The sequence below is a fragment of the Salegentibacter agarivorans genome (assembly GCF_900113135.1).
GTDB lineage: Bacteria > Bacteroidota > Bacteroidia > Flavobacteriales > Flavobacteriaceae > Salegentibacter > Salegentibacter agarivorans.
Genome location: NZ_FOOH01000024.1, coordinates 14,575 through 29,891 on the forward strand (window position 1 = coordinate 14,575; position 15,317 = coordinate 29,891).

The following is a 15,317-nucleotide window of genomic DNA, read 5'->3' on the forward strand; positions in this document are numbered from 1 at the left end:
TTTGAAATTGAATCTGCAAGACATACCGCGGGTTAAAAAGCTTTCAAAAGAAGAATTTTTGAAGGACTATTTTATACCCGAAAAACCGGTTGTTTTTGAAGAACTTTCTGCCGACTGGCCAGCCACGAAAAAATGGGATTTTGATTATTTCAGGAAAAAAGCCGGGGATGTTGTAGTGCCACTTTATGATGGGAAACCGGCAAAAGGGAGACAGAGTTCTCACGGCCCGGCGCAGAAAATTCCTATGCGGGAATATATAGACATTCTTGAAAAAGGACCTACGGACCTTAGGATGTTTTTCTTTAACCTTCTGCAAAATTGTCCGGAGTTAATGGATGATTTTAAGTATCCCGATCTTGGTGTAAAATTCTTTAAAAAGTTACCAGTTTTATTTGTTGGGGGTGAGGGTAGTAGCGTGGTGATGCATTATGATATGGATCTTGCCAATAATTTCCATTTCAACTTTGTTGGCGAAAAAAGAGTGATTCTTTATCCGCCTTCAGAAACTAAATTTTTGTATCATGTGCCGCACTCCATAGTGAGTATGGAGATAATAAATATGGATAATCCAGATTTTGAGAAATATCCTGCACTGGCCAAAGCAAAAGGCTTTGAAACAAGACTGAAACACGGGGAAGCTTTATATATTCCCAGTATGTGGTGGCATTTTATAAAGTATGAGACCGCAAGTTTATCAATGACGTTAAGGTCTTTACCACAAAAACCCGGGCGAATTGCCGAAGTGCTCAAAAATTTGATTATTACCCGAAATTACGATAATTTAATGCGTAAAATTAAGGGCCAGGATTGGATAGATTACAAGAATAGAAAAGCGATTGAAAATACGCACAGAAGTGCTGGAATTGAATGATGGAGAAAGAAGAAAGCTTACATTTAGAACCCATACCAAGGCTTAAGACTATTTCTAAAAAGGAATTTTTAGAAAATTATGTGCGGCCACAAAAACCTGTGGTTATAGAACATTTGGTAGATGATTGGCCGGCTACCCAAAAATGGGATTTAGATTATATTAGCCAGGTTGCGGGTGAAAAAGTAGTGCCGCTCTATGATGATCGCCCTATAACGTCTGAGCAAAAATTTAACGAGCCACATACCGAGATGAAAATGGCAGATTATATAGAGCTGCTAAAATTAAAACCTACTAATTACCGAATTTTTCTTTATCATTTATTAAAGGAGGTGCCGGTTTTACAGAAAGATTTCAGGTTTCCAGATCTGGGTCTTAGATTTATAAAACAGTTGCCAACTTTATTTTTTGGAGGAGAGAATTCTAAAGTCTTTATGCATTACGATATTGATTTTGCTAATATTCTTCATTTTCATTTCCACGGAAAAAAACGTTGTATAATTTATCCGCCTTCCCAAACCAAATATCTATATAAAGTGCCTCACGCTCTTATTTCCCGTGAAGATATAGATTTTAATAATCCCGATTTTGATAAATTTCCCGTGCTAAAAAAGGCGAAAGGTTATGTAACCGAATTAAACCATGGGGAAGCATTATATATGCCTGAAGGCTACTGGCACCAAATGACCTATTTAACTCCAGGTTTTTCTATGAGTTTAAGGGCTACGCCTAGAACGCTTACCAATTTTTCTAAAGCCGTTTATAACCTGGTGGTGATGCGTAATTTTGATAACTATATGCGTAAGCTAAAAGGGCAAAAGTGGATAGATTATAAAAACGAACAGGCGGTTGAACGTACGCATAAGAACAATAAGGTTTAAGTAAGTTGAGACCTCTCAGGTTTTCAATACCAGTGGAGCCTATAAGAACTATTCTAAGAGCTCATTTGCTACTTCATAAACCAGATTGCTTTCATAACCCTTCCGAAGCAGAAAATCGGCTAATTTGCGCTTCTTTTTAAATTTATCGGGTTCTTTAAGTAGTTTTAATTTCTTTTCGGCCACTTCGTAAATCGTAGCGATATATTTCTGCTCATCTATTTCGGTAAGTGCTATTTTAATTATTGGGGCAGAAATTTCCCTGAACTTCAATTCTTGTTTGATCTTTATTTTTCCCCATTTTTTTATCCTGAATTTCCCTCGCACAAAACTTCTGGCGAATCTTTCTTCATTTAAGAAGTTTTCCTGCATTAATTCCATAATGATCTGCTCCTGTGCGGCGGGAATCATATTCATTTCTCTCAGTTTTTCTTCCACTTCTTTATGGCAACGGTCTCGGTATGCGCAGAACTGCATCAGTTTAATGGTTGCTTCTTTTACGGTATAAGATTTCTCGGGTTCTTTCAAGAGTTGAAAATTCAAGAATTAAGATTCAAAATTAAAACTTTTTCAGGTAGGAAATATCAAAATGTAAATTTCAGAATAGCGCATAAAAAAACGCCTTCCGAATTAACGAAAGGCGTTTATTTTAAAGGATTTCATTTCCTTCTTTATCGTGAAAATGATATTCCATATACGTGTAAGCGTCTCTTGGTAAAATTTTCACCCAGCGCTTATGGTCTAAAAACCATTGGGAGCGGGGAGATGGAAAGCCTTTAGTTAAAAAGGCTGCAATAAATGGATGCGCACTCAAAGTGATCTTTTTGTGATCTTTCTTAATGAGTTTTTCCAGGTCGGTTTTTATTTTGTTTATTAAAAGTATTGGTGCTTCAATTTCACCAGTTCCGTTAGGGTTTTCCTCGCGGGTTTTAATATTCATTTCCGGCCTTACGCGTTGTCTTGTAATTTGTATCAACCCGAATTTACTCGGTGGCAAAATTTTATGTTTTGCACGGTCGTCACTCATTTCGTTCCTAAGGTGATCAAACAGGGTTTTGCGGTTTTCGGCTTTTCCCATGTCTATGAAGTCTACCACGATTATGCCACCCATATCACGCAATCTTAATTGCCGGGCTATTTCTGTGGCGCTAATCATGTTCACCTCTAATGCAGTATCCTCCTGGTTTCTGGATTTGTTAGAACGGTTACCACTATTTACGTCTATAACGTGCATAGCCTCTGTATGTTCTATTACCAGGTAGGCGCCTTTGCTCATAGAGACGGTGCGCCCAAATGAAGTTTTTATTTGTCTTTCGATACCGTATTTTTCAAAAATTGGAACATTAGATTGATATAACTTAACAATCGATTCTTTACTTGGGGCAATTTCGCCCACATAGTCTTTAATTTGTGTATAAAGCGTCTCGTCGTCTACGGTAATAGAAGTAAAAGAGTCATTAAAAATATCTCTTAACAGGGAAGATGCCCTGTTTAACTCTCCTAATACTTTAGAGGGATGATGTGGCTTATACATCTTTTTGCACATTCCTGTCCAGCGACCCATCAAATTTTGAAGGTCCCTATCCAGTTCTGCTACTTTTTTGCCTTCGGCTACGGTTCTTACAATAATCCCAAAACCTTTGGGTTTAATGCTTTTTACCAATCTTTTTAACCGGTCTTTTTCTTCTTTACTTTCAATTTTTTGTGAAACTGAAATTCTATTAGAAAAAGGTACCAGTACAATATAACGACCCGCAATAGAAAGCTCTGAGCTTATCCTGGGGCCTTTGGTAGAAATAGGTTCTTTTACAACCTGAACCAATAGCGACTGATTTGACTTTAAGACGTCTGTAATAACGCCGTCTTTGTCAATATCCTTTTCGAATGTGAAATTCTTTAAGGAATAATCTTTTAATTTACCTGTGCTTACACGTTTTATGAACTTAAGCATGGAAGATACCTGGGGGCCAAGATCGTGATAGTGTAAAAAACCATCTTTCTCGTAACCAACATTTACAAATGCGGCATTTAACCCTGGTACAGCTTTTCTAATTTTGGCAATAAAAATATCACCAACATTAAATTTGTTGCTGTCTTCTTCCTTGTTGAGTTCAATAAGTTTTCCATCTTTTTGTAAGGCAAAATCTACAGCAGAGGTTCCGGACCGTATAATTAATTCTTTGTCCACTCTATTAGATTTTTGTCCCGAATAAGTCGGGATGGATTAAACATTATTTTATCACAGGTTTTTTAATCCTGAAGAAACCCTAAAACTTGTTAGGTAATAAGCAGGGTTTCAATTTCAATGAACGTTTTAAACAAAAAAAGTAGTATGAAAACTACTTTTTCTTGTGGCGGTTAGCTCTGTTTCTTTTTTTACGCTTGTGCGTAGCTACCTTATGTCTTTTTCTTTTTTTACCACTTGGCATAGTGTTACTTTTTAATTAATAATTTATTTTATAAAGAAACTGGGCTTCAGTTTCAAATTACTTAACTTCAACGTTAGTTTTAACTCCTTCAACAAAAATCTTGGCAGGTTTAAAAGCCGGGATGTTGTGGGCGGGAATCTTAATAGTAGTGTTTTTAGAGATATTTCTTCCGGTTTTTTCAGCTCTTGTTTTTACAACAAAGCTTCCAAAGCCTCTTAAATATACGTTGTCTCCACTTTCTAATGAAGTTTTAACCTCATCCATGAAGGTTTCAATAGTAGCTTGAACATCACCTTTTTCCATTCCTAATTTTTCTGAGATGTTCGCTACAATATCTGCTTTCGTCATTTTCGTGCTATTTAATATTATAAATTGGGATTTCTGTTTTTTCAAGGGCGCAAATATAAGAATTAAATCTACAATATTTCAAGCCTAATTCATTAAATAATAACGGAATAAACTTTTAATATTGCACCAAGTCTATTTTATATATGGTATTTTCTAAAGTGTTGATTGATTGGTATTTAAAAAACAAGCGCGAATTGCCCTGGCGCAAAACTAGCGATCCGTATCATATTTGGCTCAGTGAAATTATGTTACAACAAACGCGAATAGAGCAGGGTTTACCATATTATAAGCGTTTTAAAAGCGCGTTTCCCAGTGTTTTGGATCTTGCTGCAGCGCCGCAAGAAAAAGTACTGAAACTCTGGCAAGGTTTGGGATATTATTCCCGGGCAAGGAATCTTCACGAAACCGCTAAATATGTTGCTGAAGAACTAAATGGTGTGTTTCCCGATTCTTATAAAGATCTCAAAAAACTAAAGGGTGTAGGTGACTATACCGCCGCTGCCATTGCTTCAATTTGTTATAATGAACCGGTTGCGGTGGTAGATGGCAATGTTTACAGGGTTTTAGCTCGTTTTTTTGATATTGAAACTCCTATAAATTCCTCGGCAGGAATTAAGGAATTTAAAGCCCTGGCTTCTGAATTGTTAGATGAAAAAAATCCTTCCAGTTTTAACCAGGCTTTAATGGAATTCGGGGCGCTTCAATGTAAACCAAGAAACCCGCTTTGTGAAACATGTCCTTTAATTTCGGGTTGTTTGGCGGTGGAGAAAAATAAAATTCAGGAATTACCGGTTAAACTGAAAAAAGCCAAAGTAAAGAAGCGCTACTTTAATTATTTAGTAGTTTTTTCTGAAGAAAATAAAACGCTACTTCAGCAAAGAACAGGAAAGGGAATTTGGAATGGTTTGTATGAATTTCCTTTAATAGAAACTGAAGAACCGGTAAGCGAAGGCGATTTTCCTTCCGAGGAAAGTATTCAAGACATTCTTGGGGAACAAAAATTATCACTAGAACTTCACAACAAAAAACCGGTGGTTCATAAACTTTCCCATCAACATATTTATACTCATTTTTGGTGGGTTAAGGCTGAAAAAGTTGGGAAAGAGGGAATTCCTGTAAAAAATGTAAAAGATTATCCGGTGCCGGTTTTAATTGCTAATTTCCTTGAAGAAACGGCACTGGAAACCTATTCCTTATAAATTGTTTAAAGTTTTATAGAGTTTAGCTTTATTTAGCAATAAATTTTTCAGTATTTTAGGGTGTAAATTAATAGCCTTTTTGGGCTCAAAAAATAATTAATAGAGATGACAGGTACATTAAACAAAGTAATGCTAATTGGGCATACGGGGGACGACGTGAAAATGCATTATTTTGAAGGCGGTGGCGCTATAGGGCGATTTCCGCTGGCTACCAACGAGACTTATACCAACCGCACAACCAACGAGCGCGTTACTAGTACCGAATGGCACAACATTGTGGTGCGTAATAAAGCAGCCGAAATTTGTGAGAAATACCTTAAAAAAGGCGATAAAGTTTTTATTGAAGGTAGAATTAAAACCCGTAAATGGCAGGACGACCAGGGAAATGACCGTTACACTACCGAAATACAGTGTACAGAATTTACCTTTTTAACTCCAAAGGGAGAGAGCGAAGGAGGCGGAAATATGCAACAGCAAAATTCCCCGTCTCAAAATCAACAAAACACGCCTAAAAATGATAATTTTGCCAATCAATCTATGGCGAAAGAAGAAGAGGAAGACGATTTGCCTTTTTAAGTTTAATTAAAACCCTGTCATTTGGATTCAGAACCTCCCAGTTTACTTTTGTTTTGGGCCACTTTTGATTTTACGCAGCTAATTAGCTATGTAGTTTTATTGCTGCTTTTACTTTGTTCTGCCTTAATTTCTGGTGCCGAAGTTGCTTTCTTTTCCTTAACACCCGCCGATGTAATTACCGAAGACGGGAAGCGCAGCAAATCTCAACAAATTGTGGTTAATCTTTTAGATAAACCCAAAAAGTTGCTGGCTACTATCCTGGTTGCCAATAATTTTATAAATATAGCCATTGTATTGTTGTTTGATAGTATTGCAGACAGGCTTTTTGGCGAGATGAATACAGTACTTTACGGCATTAATTTCAAGTTTCTAATTGAGGTTGGAGTAATAACTTTTATTATTCTCCTCTTTGGTGAAATTCTGCCTAAAGTTTATGCAAGTAGAAATAACGTGTTGTTTTCAAATTTTATGGCGCGCCCCTTAAGTTTTCTTGATACTATTTTCACCCCTTTAAGCGGGCCAATGCGCGCGGTAACTATTTTTATGCATAGCCGTCTCGGCAAGCAACGATCTTTTATAAGTATAGATCAATTATCGCAGGCTCTGGAGCTTACCAGTGAAGAAGATACCACGCAGGAAGAACAAAAAATCCTGCAGGGAATTGTGTCTTTTGGAAATACCGATACCAAACAGGTGATGCGCCCCCGGATGGATATTTTTGCCTTAAATGAAAGCCAGACTTATAAAGAAATTATCCCCGAAATTATAGACAGGGGTTATTCCAGGATTCCGGTTTATCGCGAGAATATAGATAATGTAATAGGTATTTTATACGTAAAAGATTTATTGCCCTATATTGATAAAAATTCTTTTGAATGGACCAGTTTGTTGCGCGAGCCTTATTTTGTTCCCGAAAATAAAAAGCTGGACGATTTGCTGAACGATTTTAAAACCAAAAAGAATCATTTGGCGATCGTAGTAGACGAATATGGAGGTACCAGCGGACTTATCTCTTTGGAAGATATTATTGAAGAGATAGTTGGTGATATTAGCGATGAATTCGATGACGAAGATTTGGTCTATTCCAAACTTGATGAAAACACCTATGTTTTTGAAGGTAAAACGCCGCTGAAAGATTTCTATAGAATTATAAAAATTGAAGATCCTGTGGCTTTTGAAGAGCGGAAAGGCGAGGCAGATACCCTGGCGGGCTTTTTACTGGAAATTTCAGGTGGTTTTCCGAAGAAAAATGATGTAATTTATTTTCTTAATTATAGCTTTACGGTAGAAGTCTTAGACAATAAACGCCTTAAACAAATTAAAGTGAATATTTCTCCGGTTAGTTGAAGATAAAGTGTGGTATGAAGAGTTTTTTGATAATTGTTTTGGTTTTAACTTTTATTAGCTGCGGGGAAGAAGACACTACACCCAAGCCTCGTGCATTTCTTGCGCTTAATTATCCTGAAGCTAAATACGAAACCGCAAACCTTAATTGTCCCTATAATTTTGAAATTAATACCCTGGCAGAAATTAAGGCTTCCAGAAATAATATTCCGTGTTGGATAGATTTGGAATATAAAGATTTAAACGGAACCATTTTTATCACTTACCAGCAAATTAATAATAACCTGGATTCGCTGCTGGCAGATGCGCAAAAGTTACCGCTACAACATACTATAAAAGCTGATGCTATTGAAGGTGATGTATATACTAATGAGATTCAGGAGGTTTACGGGATGTTCTATGAAGTTTCAGGCGATGCGGCTTCCCAGGCACAATTTTACCTTACCGATAGTGTGGATCATTTTGTAACCGCTTCCGCTTACTTTAGAACAAGGCCAAATTACGACTCTATTATTCCCGCTGCAGATTATCTTAAAAAAGATATGAAGCATATGATTGAAACTTTTCGCTGGGAAGAGTAATCACTGCGCAACAGGCAGGTTAAAAAAATCTACGAAAATTAATCCCTTCTTTTCTTTTCAACTCTAAAGGAATAACGATTTTTGCAGCTTAAAATCGAGAATTTATGCCATTAGAGAAATTAAAATGGGTCTACCTCATTATGTTATCTATTGTTTGGGGAAGTTCCTTTATTCTTATAAAAAAAGGGCTGGTAGGATTATCGGCTATAGAAGTTGGATCCTTCCGAATAATATTTGCCGCTGTTTTTCTAATTCTTATTGGTTTTAAATCTATAATGAAGATTAAAAAAAGCCAGTGGAAATGGATACTACTGGTGGGGTTCCTGGGAAATTTCTTTCCGGTTTATCTCTTTTCTTTCGCTGAAACTGAAATTGACAGCGCAGTAGCTTCTATCCTGAATGCTACAACACCTTTAATGACGCTTATTTTTGGCGCAGTGTTTTTTAAAGCGGTATTTAATCAAAATAAAATAATTGGGGTGGCTATTGGTCTCCTGGGTACTGCCGGACTTATTTTAAGCGGTGCCAGTATTAACCCAGACCAGAATTACCTTTATTCGCTTTTAGTTATAATAGCGGCTTCCTGTTACGCAATGAATGTAAATATTCTTAAAACCCATATGAGCGGTATTAGTCCGTTGGGTATTGCGACGGGTAGTTTTACCGTCCTGCTAATTCCAACACTGATAATTTTATATTTCTCAGGATTTTTTGAAAAAGACCTTTCCAATATCGTGCTTCAGGAATCTATAGGGTATGTTGCTATTTTAGGAATAATTGGGACGGGTGTAGCCATGATAATTTTTAATAAGCTGGTACAGATCTCAGACCCGGTTTTTACTACTTCTGTAACCTATACTATTCCAGTAGTAGCCTTAGGTTGGGGAATTTTAGATGGTGAGGTTTTTAGTACCTGGCAGTTAATTTCAGCTTTTGTGATCTTAATAGGGGTATTTATTGTAAACCGATCTAAAAAAGTGTTTTCTAAGTATAGAAAACAGGCTACCTGATCTAAACCTGAACAGTTTTTTGTGCTTTCTTCTGCTTGTTTTTGTAATAGTAAAAGGAAACTAAATAATAGACATGGAAGATCAATAAAACCTCAAAGGCAGACATAAATTCACGATGCTCAACCGATTTAAATAACTCCATAAAAGTTTCGAAAAGAAAGAAGATGTTAGCGAAAATTATTGCCGGGATCAGACATTTTAACCTAAGTTGATTAAAAGATTTTTTCTCATTTTTTTCTTTTGAAAATGAGAAAAATGCCAGCGCTAACAGGAACAAGTATTTCCCAAGCGGTAACAATATGTTGGGGTCTAGGTTTTCATTAAAACTAATTATCGCAGAAATTAATGCTAAGCCGGCAATTACAAAAGAGATAATCTTAAAATAAGATGGTAAAAGATGTTTGTTGGTTTCAAATTCCATAAAATATAGATTTGGTTTTAAAATAAAAGAACCGACCATTGCTGGCCGGTTCTCTCTAACATTAATAAAAAATCACTATTCTTCAAAATCTTCAGCTGAAACACCTTCGTTAACAAGGATCTCAGTAACATCAAATTCAAATGTTTGTGGGCCTGCAGCCTGAGTCATTTTAAAAGGAAATTTAACTCCTTCAACTTCCTGATAATCGCTGTACCCTGTAGGGATAGACATTGTTTGCCCAGCCTGAGATACAGTTTGTACAGTTTGCATTTTTAAGCCACTATCTACGTTGTAGTAAGCTTTGTAATTGTCGCTAAGTGCAACAACATAAGCATCTACACCTTCAACAGTTTCAATTCCTTCTAAAGTTGCGTCACCCACCTTTAATTCCGGAAATGGATTAGCATCTATTTTAGCAGTTTTAATTTGGTCTTCGTTGTAAGGGATCTTTTGACCTTGCGCCATTACAAATCCAGCTTCACCATCAAAAATCTGTTTGCTCATAACGTTACCGCCAACAGAAACTTCCTGGTTTAGTTTACCATCCATAGTTCTTTTCATGGTTAGGTTTAGCGCCATTCCCTGTACGCTAGCTTCAGCTTTCATAACTACACTTTCTACTTCTTCAACAGCATCACGTCCGCCAACAGCTTCAATATAATTTTCGTAAACTTTTTCTACGGTTACTGAAGCGTCAACTTTTTTAGCTTGTGGTTTTTCAACTTCCTCACCAAGTTTGTTGTAATATTTAACCGGAATTGTTTTTCCGTTAAATTCAACTTTTTCAAGGTTTTCAGCAATTTCTGAAGCTTTACCTGCAACTACAATTCTCATATTATCGGTTTGATAATATTTGTTAGCTACACGTTGAATATCATCTGCAGTAACTGCATTTATTTTCTCAAGAAAAGTTTCATAAAAATCATCTGAAAGATCGTTTGTCTTGATGTTAAGCGCGTAATTAGCGATGGTAGACGGTTGTTCTAATCTTAATACGAAATCACCGGCGAATTTGCTTTTAGCGTTTTCCAACATTTCAGCATCTACAGGCTCGGTTCTAATTCTTTTAATCTCTTTTAAAGATTCTACAATTGCGCTATCGGTTACCGCGTTTCTAACGCTTGCCTGTGCAACAAATCTTGAAGCATACTTGTCTGCACCTGTGCTTGTTCTGGCTCCGTAAGTATAACCTTTGTCTTCACGAAGGTTCATATTTAAGTAACTTCCAAAACTACCACCAAGAATTTGGTTTGCTACCAATACAGGGAAGTAATCTTCATCTGCCATTTTTAAATCTATGGTATTTTGAAGTCTTAACTCACTCTGTACCGCGTTTGGCATATCAACCAAGTTGATTTGTGTTTCATTCACGTTAGCTACTTTAGGTAAGTCTTGCTCTTTTGGAGCACCGGCTTTCCAGTCTCCAAAATTTTTCTTGGCAAGTTTTTTTACTTCAGAAGTCTTTACATCACCAACTATAACAAGGTAAGCATTGGCAGGTTTGAAGTAATTATTGTAAAAACCTTTTACGTCTTCGAGAGAAACTTTTTCAGTGTTTTCTACCGTGGCAAACTCACCGTAAGGGTGGTTAGCTCCATAGGCTAAAGCAGCACTTACACGGCTGGCGATAGAACCTACATCTTTATTAATAGATTTTAAGCTTTCAATTTGTTTGTTCTTTTCAGCTTCAAATTCTTCCGGGGTGAATTTTGGTTTTAAAGCTCCTTCAGCCATAAGTTCCATAACTCTTGGGAAAAACTTAGAAAGCGAACTAGCATAAACGCTTTCTGATCCAAAATTAACATTGGCTCCTAAAAAGTCTATTTCTTCGTTAAAATCGTCTTTAGACATATTCTCGGTTCCCGTACCCAGTAAAGAAGAAACCAAAGCAGCAGTAGCAGGTTTTTCTTCGGCGTGAGGTTTATTGTCTATAATTAAGGACGCAGAAACTCTTGGAAGTTTGTGGTTTTCTACTACCAAAACTTTTAATCCGTTATCTAATGTAAATTCATCTGGCTGCCCAAGGTTAATCTTTGGGGCCGGTCCCGGTTCCGGTTGTTTAGAACGGTCTACCTGCGCAATTGCCGCTGTGGTCAAAAAGCAAGCTATAAATAATGTGAGTATATTAAATTTCATTCTATATTTTTTTAATGTTATTCCTTTTCGCTTTCTGGAAGGTAATCTAACTCTAAACGTTGGTTTTCGTTAAGATATTCGTTAGCTACTCTTTTAATATCTTCTCTGGTGATGTCTCTGTAGATTTCAATCTCTTCGTTAATAAGATCTGTATCCCCATAAAGTACATTGTACGTTGCCAATGAAGAAGCGATTCCCTGGATACTACTGTTAGAATTTACAAAACGGTTCTCAAATTTATTTTGAAGTTTTTGATATTCTTTTTCTGAAATCAATTCGTTTTGAAGTTTATCGATTTCTTCATCCATAGAAGCAGCTAAAGTATCTAGTGGAGTTTCTCCTAAAGCAAGAGCACCCATAACGTAAGTTCCGTAATCTTCCTGAGATCTTGGGAATGCTAATACCTGTAGCGCGGTTTTTTCTTCGTCTACCATTTTCTTGTACATTCTTGAGCTTCTCCCATCAGTAAGAATTGAAGAGATCATATCAAGGATATAAGCATCTTTTTCTTTCATAGAAGGCGTGCGGTAAACAAATAATTTGGCCGGAATTTGAATGTTACTATCGTATTCTGTTGCTGTAATAGTTTCAGTAATTGGTTCTTCTTTAACAGAAACTCTTTCTACTTCCTTTCCTTCAGGAATTTCAGCAAAATACTTCTCGATCATTTCTTTAGTTTCATCAATTTCTATATCACCGGCAACAACTAAAGTAGCGTTGTTTGGCCCATAATATTTATCGAAGAAAGCTTTAAATTCGTCTAGCTCGGCTGCGTCAAGATCTTCCATGGTGCCAATAACCGAGTTTTTGTAAGGGTGCTTATCAAAAACATATTTATTGATACCTGTGGAATAAATAATCTTTCCATAAGGAGCGTTATCAATACGAGAGCGCTTTTCTTCTTTTACAACCTCGTTTTGAGTTTCTACGCCTACCTCGTTAATAACCGGGTGAAACATTCTTTCAGACTCCATCCATAAACCTAATTCAAGGTTGTTAGAAGGGAACGTCTCGTAATAATAAGTACGATCTTGCGTGGTGTTGGCATTATTGCTACCGCCATTTGCAGCTACAATATCAAACCATTTTCCACGCTCAATATTCTCGGTACCTTCAAATAAAAGGTGTTCAAAAAAGTGAGCAAAGCCAGAACGGCCTTCTTCTTCGTCCTTAGCACCTACGTGGTACATTACTCCAACGGTCGCCACGGGAGCCGTGTTGTCCTGATGTAAAATTACGTGTAATCCGTTATCCAGGTCGTACTCGGTAAATTCTACCTCCTGGGCAATTCCTGCTGCGCTACAAACTAATGCAAAGGCAGCCATCTTTAAGTTTTTAATCATTTTTTAATAGATTTTTCATTAATGCATTGTATTAGTGTTTGAATATCGTATTTTGTTACAGCATAATTTCAGAATAATGAAGAAATTAATGTATTTGTGCGAATAGTGTCAAAATTAACAAGCTATTAAGCTAAAAACCGGCACTTTTTTTAGAAATTTACTTTTAAAGTAAAGCGGTTTCAGGGCCCGGGACTAACATTTTTCAAACTTGTAATTAGTAAATGGGTTAAAAGTTCCCCGGTCTGCAATTCGTTTAATAAATAAAACACCAACCAAAAGCTATGAAGAATTTTAGTGTTCCAATTAAATACAGTCTCATAATTGCAGTAGGACTTATTGTCTATTTTTTAATCCTATCGCTCTTTAATTTACACATTTATCCTTTATTCAGTTTATTTAACGGGGTAATTATGGCTGGCGGAATGTGGCTGGCTTTAAAGGCATATAGAAGCTCCAAAGGTTCAAAATTTAAATATCAAAAAGGTTTTATGGCGAGCCTGCTTACCGGTTTTAATGCCACTATTTTATTTACTATCTTCTTTGCATTATATGCCACAGAGTTAAACCCAGATTTTTTAAATAACCTTATTAATATGTGGCGCACCGATTATGGAACCGATATTGGTATAGTGCTTTTTGTAGTGGCGGTTATGGGGTTTGCAACCAGCCTGGTGCTTACTTTAGCCTATATGCAGTTATTTAAAGATTCCTGGAATACTAAAGAAGGACAGGAACATACTTATTAAAGTTTTTTAGGCTTTGTGAATTAATTAATTAGAAGTATATTTGCACCCGCTTGCGAAAAAAGTAAGCGTAAATTTTTAGCATAAATTAATTAATCACAACACTATGTATGCAATTGTAGAGATAGCAGGGCAGCAATTTAAAGTTGCAAAAGACCAGAAGGTGTTTGTTAACCGTCTAAGCGGAGAAGAAGGAGACAGCGTTTCTTTTGACAAAGTTCTTCTTACCGGAGATGGTGACAGCATAAACCTTGGCGCCCCGGCTATAGATGGTGCTCTAGTAGGAGCAAAAATCACCCGTCACCTTAAAGGAGACAAAGTAATTGTTTTCAAAAAGAAAAGACGTAAAGGTTACAAAAAGAAAAACGGTCACCGTCAATCTTTAACCGAAATCGTAATTGAAAGCATCGATGTAAAAGGTGGAAGTAAAGCTGCTTCAACTAAAAAAGAAGAAGCACCTAAGAAAGAAGCCAAAACTGATAGTAAATCGGAAGATTTAAATCAATACACCGTAGCTGAATTGAAAGAGATGGCGAAGGAGAAAGGTCTTGAAGGCTACTCTTCTATGAAGAAAGCTGAATTAATTGAAGCTTTAAGTTAAATATTAATCTACTTAAAACTAAAGTAAAATGGCACACAAAAAAGGAGTCGGTAGTTCCAAGAACGGTAGAGAGTCAGAATCGAAACGTTTAGGCGTGAAAATTTTTGGCGGTCAGGCAGCCGTAGCCGGAAATATTATTGTTAGACAAAGAGGTACTGCACATAATCCAGGTGAGAATGTATATGCAGGAAAAGACCATACATTACACGCTAAAGTAGACGGCGTAGTAAAGTTTTCTAAAACAAAGAATAATAAATCTTACGTTTCTATAGAACCGTTTGAAGCATAAGTCTTACACTCTTATTGGAGATAAAGAATTTTATTCTTAGAATTATATCGAAACCCCTTCTGAAATTCAGAAGGGGTTTTTTTGTATCTTTAATTTAGACTTTAAGTTATATGTTATGAAATATATAGACGTTTTTCGCACCTCTGACCGAAATGAACATTCTATTATTAAAAATCTTTTTGATGATGAACAATTAGATTACCGGTCTTACGGAGAAGCTACCGATAATGCGACCAATATTGGTGCACTTGGCAACGACGGACTTAGAATTGAAGTGGCGGAAAGCGATAGAGAAAAAGCTACAGAAATCATTAAAAGAAGTGGTTTTTTGGGCCAGTCTCATAATATTTCAAAACCCAAAAGAACAAAACCTCAAGTAGGGAAATGGGTATTTGTCTTGCTAGCTGCACTTGTGGTGCTTATTGCTATTATTTTCTTTGTATGGTTTATGAGTGGTAATTAGAAATGATTTTTTAGATCCTGAAACATGTTCAGGATGACGTATAATAAATAAAAAGACCTCACAGATTTTGGAAATCTGTGAGGTCTAA

At 36.4% G+C, this 15,317-nt stretch carries 17 protein-coding genes; 11 read left to right on the forward strand and 6 right to left on the reverse strand.

Annotated features, from left to right (window positions below):
- Position 1 precedes the first annotated feature (1 nt).
- Together BM084_RS15100 and BM084_RS15105 are read left to right on the forward strand one after the other, a co-directional pair.
- Positions 2-871: a cupin-like domain-containing protein gene (locus BM084_RS15100; protein WP_093305833.1), complete on the forward strand. Its 870-nt coding sequence runs from the start codon at positions 2-4 to the stop codon at positions 869-871.
- A complete protein-coding gene (locus BM084_RS15105; RefSeq protein WP_093305836.1) occupies positions 868-1,749 on the forward strand; it encodes a cupin-like domain-containing protein in 882 nt (293 codons plus the stop codon). Before BM084_RS15100 ends, BM084_RS15105 begins: the two co-directional genes overlap by 4 nt.
- Positions 1,750-1,797: 48 nt before the next feature.
- On the opposite strand, the gene BM084_RS15110 is transcribed toward BM084_RS15105, so the two are convergent.
- From BM084_RS15110 to BM084_RS15120, 3 genes are all read right to left on the reverse strand, one after another.
- Positions 1,798-2,223, reverse strand: coding sequence for a regulatory protein RecX (locus BM084_RS15110; RefSeq protein WP_093305858.1), 426 nt, complete (start codon positions 2,221-2,223; stop codon positions 1,798-1,800).
- Positions 2,224-2,395: 172 nt separating this feature from the next.
- On the reverse strand, positions 2,396-3,934 hold the full coding sequence (locus BM084_RS15115) for an Rne/Rng family ribonuclease (RefSeq protein ID WP_093305838.1): 1,539 nt from the start codon (positions 3,932-3,934) through the stop codon (positions 2,396-2,398).
- A 298-nt stretch (positions 3,935-4,232) separates the two neighbouring features.
- Complete coding sequence (locus BM084_RS15120; protein WP_255351554.1) at positions 4,233-4,541, reverse strand: HU family DNA-binding protein; 309 nt, start codon at positions 4,539-4,541, stop codon at positions 4,233-4,235.
- Positions 4,542-4,666: 125 nt separating this feature from the next.
- Between BM084_RS15120 and mutY the strand changes: the two genes are divergently transcribed.
- The 5 genes from mutY to BM084_RS15145 all read left to right on the forward strand — a co-directional run bounded on the left by mutY (position 4,667) and on the right by BM084_RS15145 (position 9,233).
- A complete protein-coding gene (gene mutY / locus BM084_RS15125; RefSeq protein ID WP_075325598.1) occupies positions 4,667-5,722 on the forward strand; it encodes an A/G-specific adenine glycosylase in 1,056 nt (351 codons plus the stop codon).
- Positions 5,723-5,827: 105 nt separating this feature from the next.
- Positions 5,828-6,298, forward strand: a complete 471-nt coding sequence (locus BM084_RS15130; RefSeq protein ID WP_075325599.1) for a single-stranded DNA-binding protein — start codon at positions 5,828-5,830, stop codon at positions 6,296-6,298.
- A 21-nt stretch (positions 6,299-6,319) separates the two neighbouring features.
- Positions 6,320-7,645: a gliding motility-associated protein GldE gene (locus BM084_RS15135; protein ID WP_075325600.1), complete on the forward strand. Its 1,326-nt coding sequence runs from the start codon at positions 6,320-6,322 to the stop codon at positions 7,643-7,645.
- A gap of 14 nt (positions 7,646-7,659) precedes the next feature.
- On the forward strand, positions 7,660-8,223 hold the full coding sequence (gene gldD, locus BM084_RS15140) for a gliding motility lipoprotein GldD (RefSeq protein WP_093305840.1): 564 nt from the start codon (positions 7,660-7,662) through the stop codon (positions 8,221-8,223).
- Between the two features lie 104 nt (positions 8,224-8,327).
- Positions 8,328-9,233: a DMT family transporter gene (locus BM084_RS15145; protein ID WP_093305842.1), complete on the forward strand. Its 906-nt coding sequence runs from the start codon at positions 8,328-8,330 to the stop codon at positions 9,231-9,233.
- Between the two features lies 1 nt (position 9,234).
- Here the strand turns inward: BM084_RS15145 and BM084_RS15150 are convergent, their stop codons facing one another.
- The 3 genes from BM084_RS15150 to BM084_RS15160 form a co-directional block, all read right to left on the reverse strand.
- A complete protein-coding gene (locus BM084_RS15150; RefSeq protein WP_143083672.1) occupies positions 9,235-9,654 on the reverse strand; it encodes a hypothetical protein in 420 nt (139 codons plus the stop codon).
- Between the two features lie 75 nt (positions 9,655-9,729).
- Positions 9,730-11,790: a M16 family metallopeptidase gene (locus BM084_RS15155; RefSeq protein ID WP_075325604.1), complete on the reverse strand. Its 2,061-nt coding sequence runs from the start codon at positions 11,788-11,790 to the stop codon at positions 9,730-9,732.
- A 17-nt stretch (positions 11,791-11,807) separates the two neighbouring features.
- Positions 11,808-13,115, reverse strand: a complete 1,308-nt coding sequence (locus BM084_RS15160) for a M16 family metallopeptidase (RefSeq protein WP_075327889.1) — start codon at positions 13,113-13,115, stop codon at positions 11,808-11,810.
- Between the two features lie 299 nt (positions 13,116-13,414).
- On the opposite strand from BM084_RS15160, the gene BM084_RS15165 reads away from it, so the two are divergent.
- From BM084_RS15165 to BM084_RS15180, 4 genes are all read left to right on the forward strand, one after another.
- Entirely contained in the window at positions 13,415-13,879 is a 465-nt protein-coding gene (locus BM084_RS15165; RefSeq protein WP_075325605.1) for a DUF4199 domain-containing protein, read from the forward strand.
- A gap of 103 nt (positions 13,880-13,982) precedes the next feature.
- Complete coding sequence (gene rplU / locus BM084_RS15170; protein WP_075325606.1) at positions 13,983-14,477, forward strand: 50S ribosomal protein L21; 495 nt, start codon at positions 13,983-13,985, stop codon at positions 14,475-14,477.
- A 28-nt stretch (positions 14,478-14,505) separates the two neighbouring features.
- The gene (gene rpmA / locus BM084_RS15175) at positions 14,506-14,766 is read left to right on the forward strand and encodes a 50S ribosomal protein L27 (RefSeq protein ID WP_075325607.1); all 261 of its coding nucleotides are present in this window, start codon (positions 14,506-14,508) and stop codon (positions 14,764-14,766) included.
- A 115-nt stretch (positions 14,767-14,881) separates the two neighbouring features.
- Complete coding sequence (locus tag BM084_RS15180) at positions 14,882-15,229, forward strand: putative signal transducing protein (RefSeq protein WP_093305844.1); 348 nt, start codon at positions 14,882-14,884, stop codon at positions 15,227-15,229.
- Positions 15,230-15,317: the final 88 nt, after the last annotated feature.

What these genes read in the sequence shown, in the direction of transcription:
- BM084_RS15145 (WP_093305842.1), top strand. Translation starts at nt 8,328, where the DNA reads ATGCCATTAGAGAAATTAAAATGGGTCTACCTCATTATGTTATCTATT.
- mutY (WP_075325598.1), top strand. Translation starts at nt 4,667, where the DNA reads ATGGTATTTTCTAAAGTGTTGATTGATTGGTATTTAAAAAACAAGCGC.
- BM084_RS15180 (WP_093305844.1), top strand. Translation starts at nt 14,882, where the DNA reads ATGAAATATATAGACGTTTTTCGCACCTCTGACCGAAATGAACATTCT.
- BM084_RS15150 (WP_143083672.1), bottom strand. Translation starts at nt 9,654, where the DNA reads ATGGAATTTGAAACCAACAAACATCTTTTACCATCTTATTTTAAGATT.
- BM084_RS15165 (WP_075325605.1), top strand. Translation starts at nt 13,415, where the DNA reads ATGAAGAATTTTAGTGTTCCAATTAAATACAGTCTCATAATTGCAGTA.
- gldD (WP_093305840.1), top strand. Translation starts at nt 7,660, where the DNA reads ATGAAGAGTTTTTTGATAATTGTTTTGGTTTTAACTTTTATTAGCTGC.
- BM084_RS15110 (WP_093305858.1), bottom strand. Translation starts at nt 2,223, where the DNA reads ATGCAGTTCTGCGCATACCGAGACCGTTGCCATAAAGAAGTGGAAGAA.
- BM084_RS15160 (WP_075327889.1), bottom strand. Translation starts at nt 13,115, where the DNA reads ATGGCTGCCTTTGCATTAGTTTGTAGCGCAGCAGGAATTGCCCAGGAG.
- rpmA (WP_075325607.1), top strand. Translation starts at nt 14,506, where the DNA reads ATGGCACACAAAAAAGGAGTCGGTAGTTCCAAGAACGGTAGAGAGTCA.
- BM084_RS15130 (WP_075325599.1), top strand. Translation starts at nt 5,828, where the DNA reads ATGACAGGTACATTAAACAAAGTAATGCTAATTGGGCATACGGGGGAC.
- rplU (WP_075325606.1), top strand. Translation starts at nt 13,983, where the DNA reads ATGTATGCAATTGTAGAGATAGCAGGGCAGCAATTTAAAGTTGCAAAA.
- BM084_RS15155 (WP_075325604.1), bottom strand. Translation starts at nt 11,790, where the DNA reads ATGAAATTTAATATACTCACATTATTTATAGCTTGCTTTTTGACCACA.
- BM084_RS15105 (WP_093305836.1), top strand. Translation starts at nt 868, where the DNA reads ATGATGGAGAAAGAAGAAAGCTTACATTTAGAACCCATACCAAGGCTT.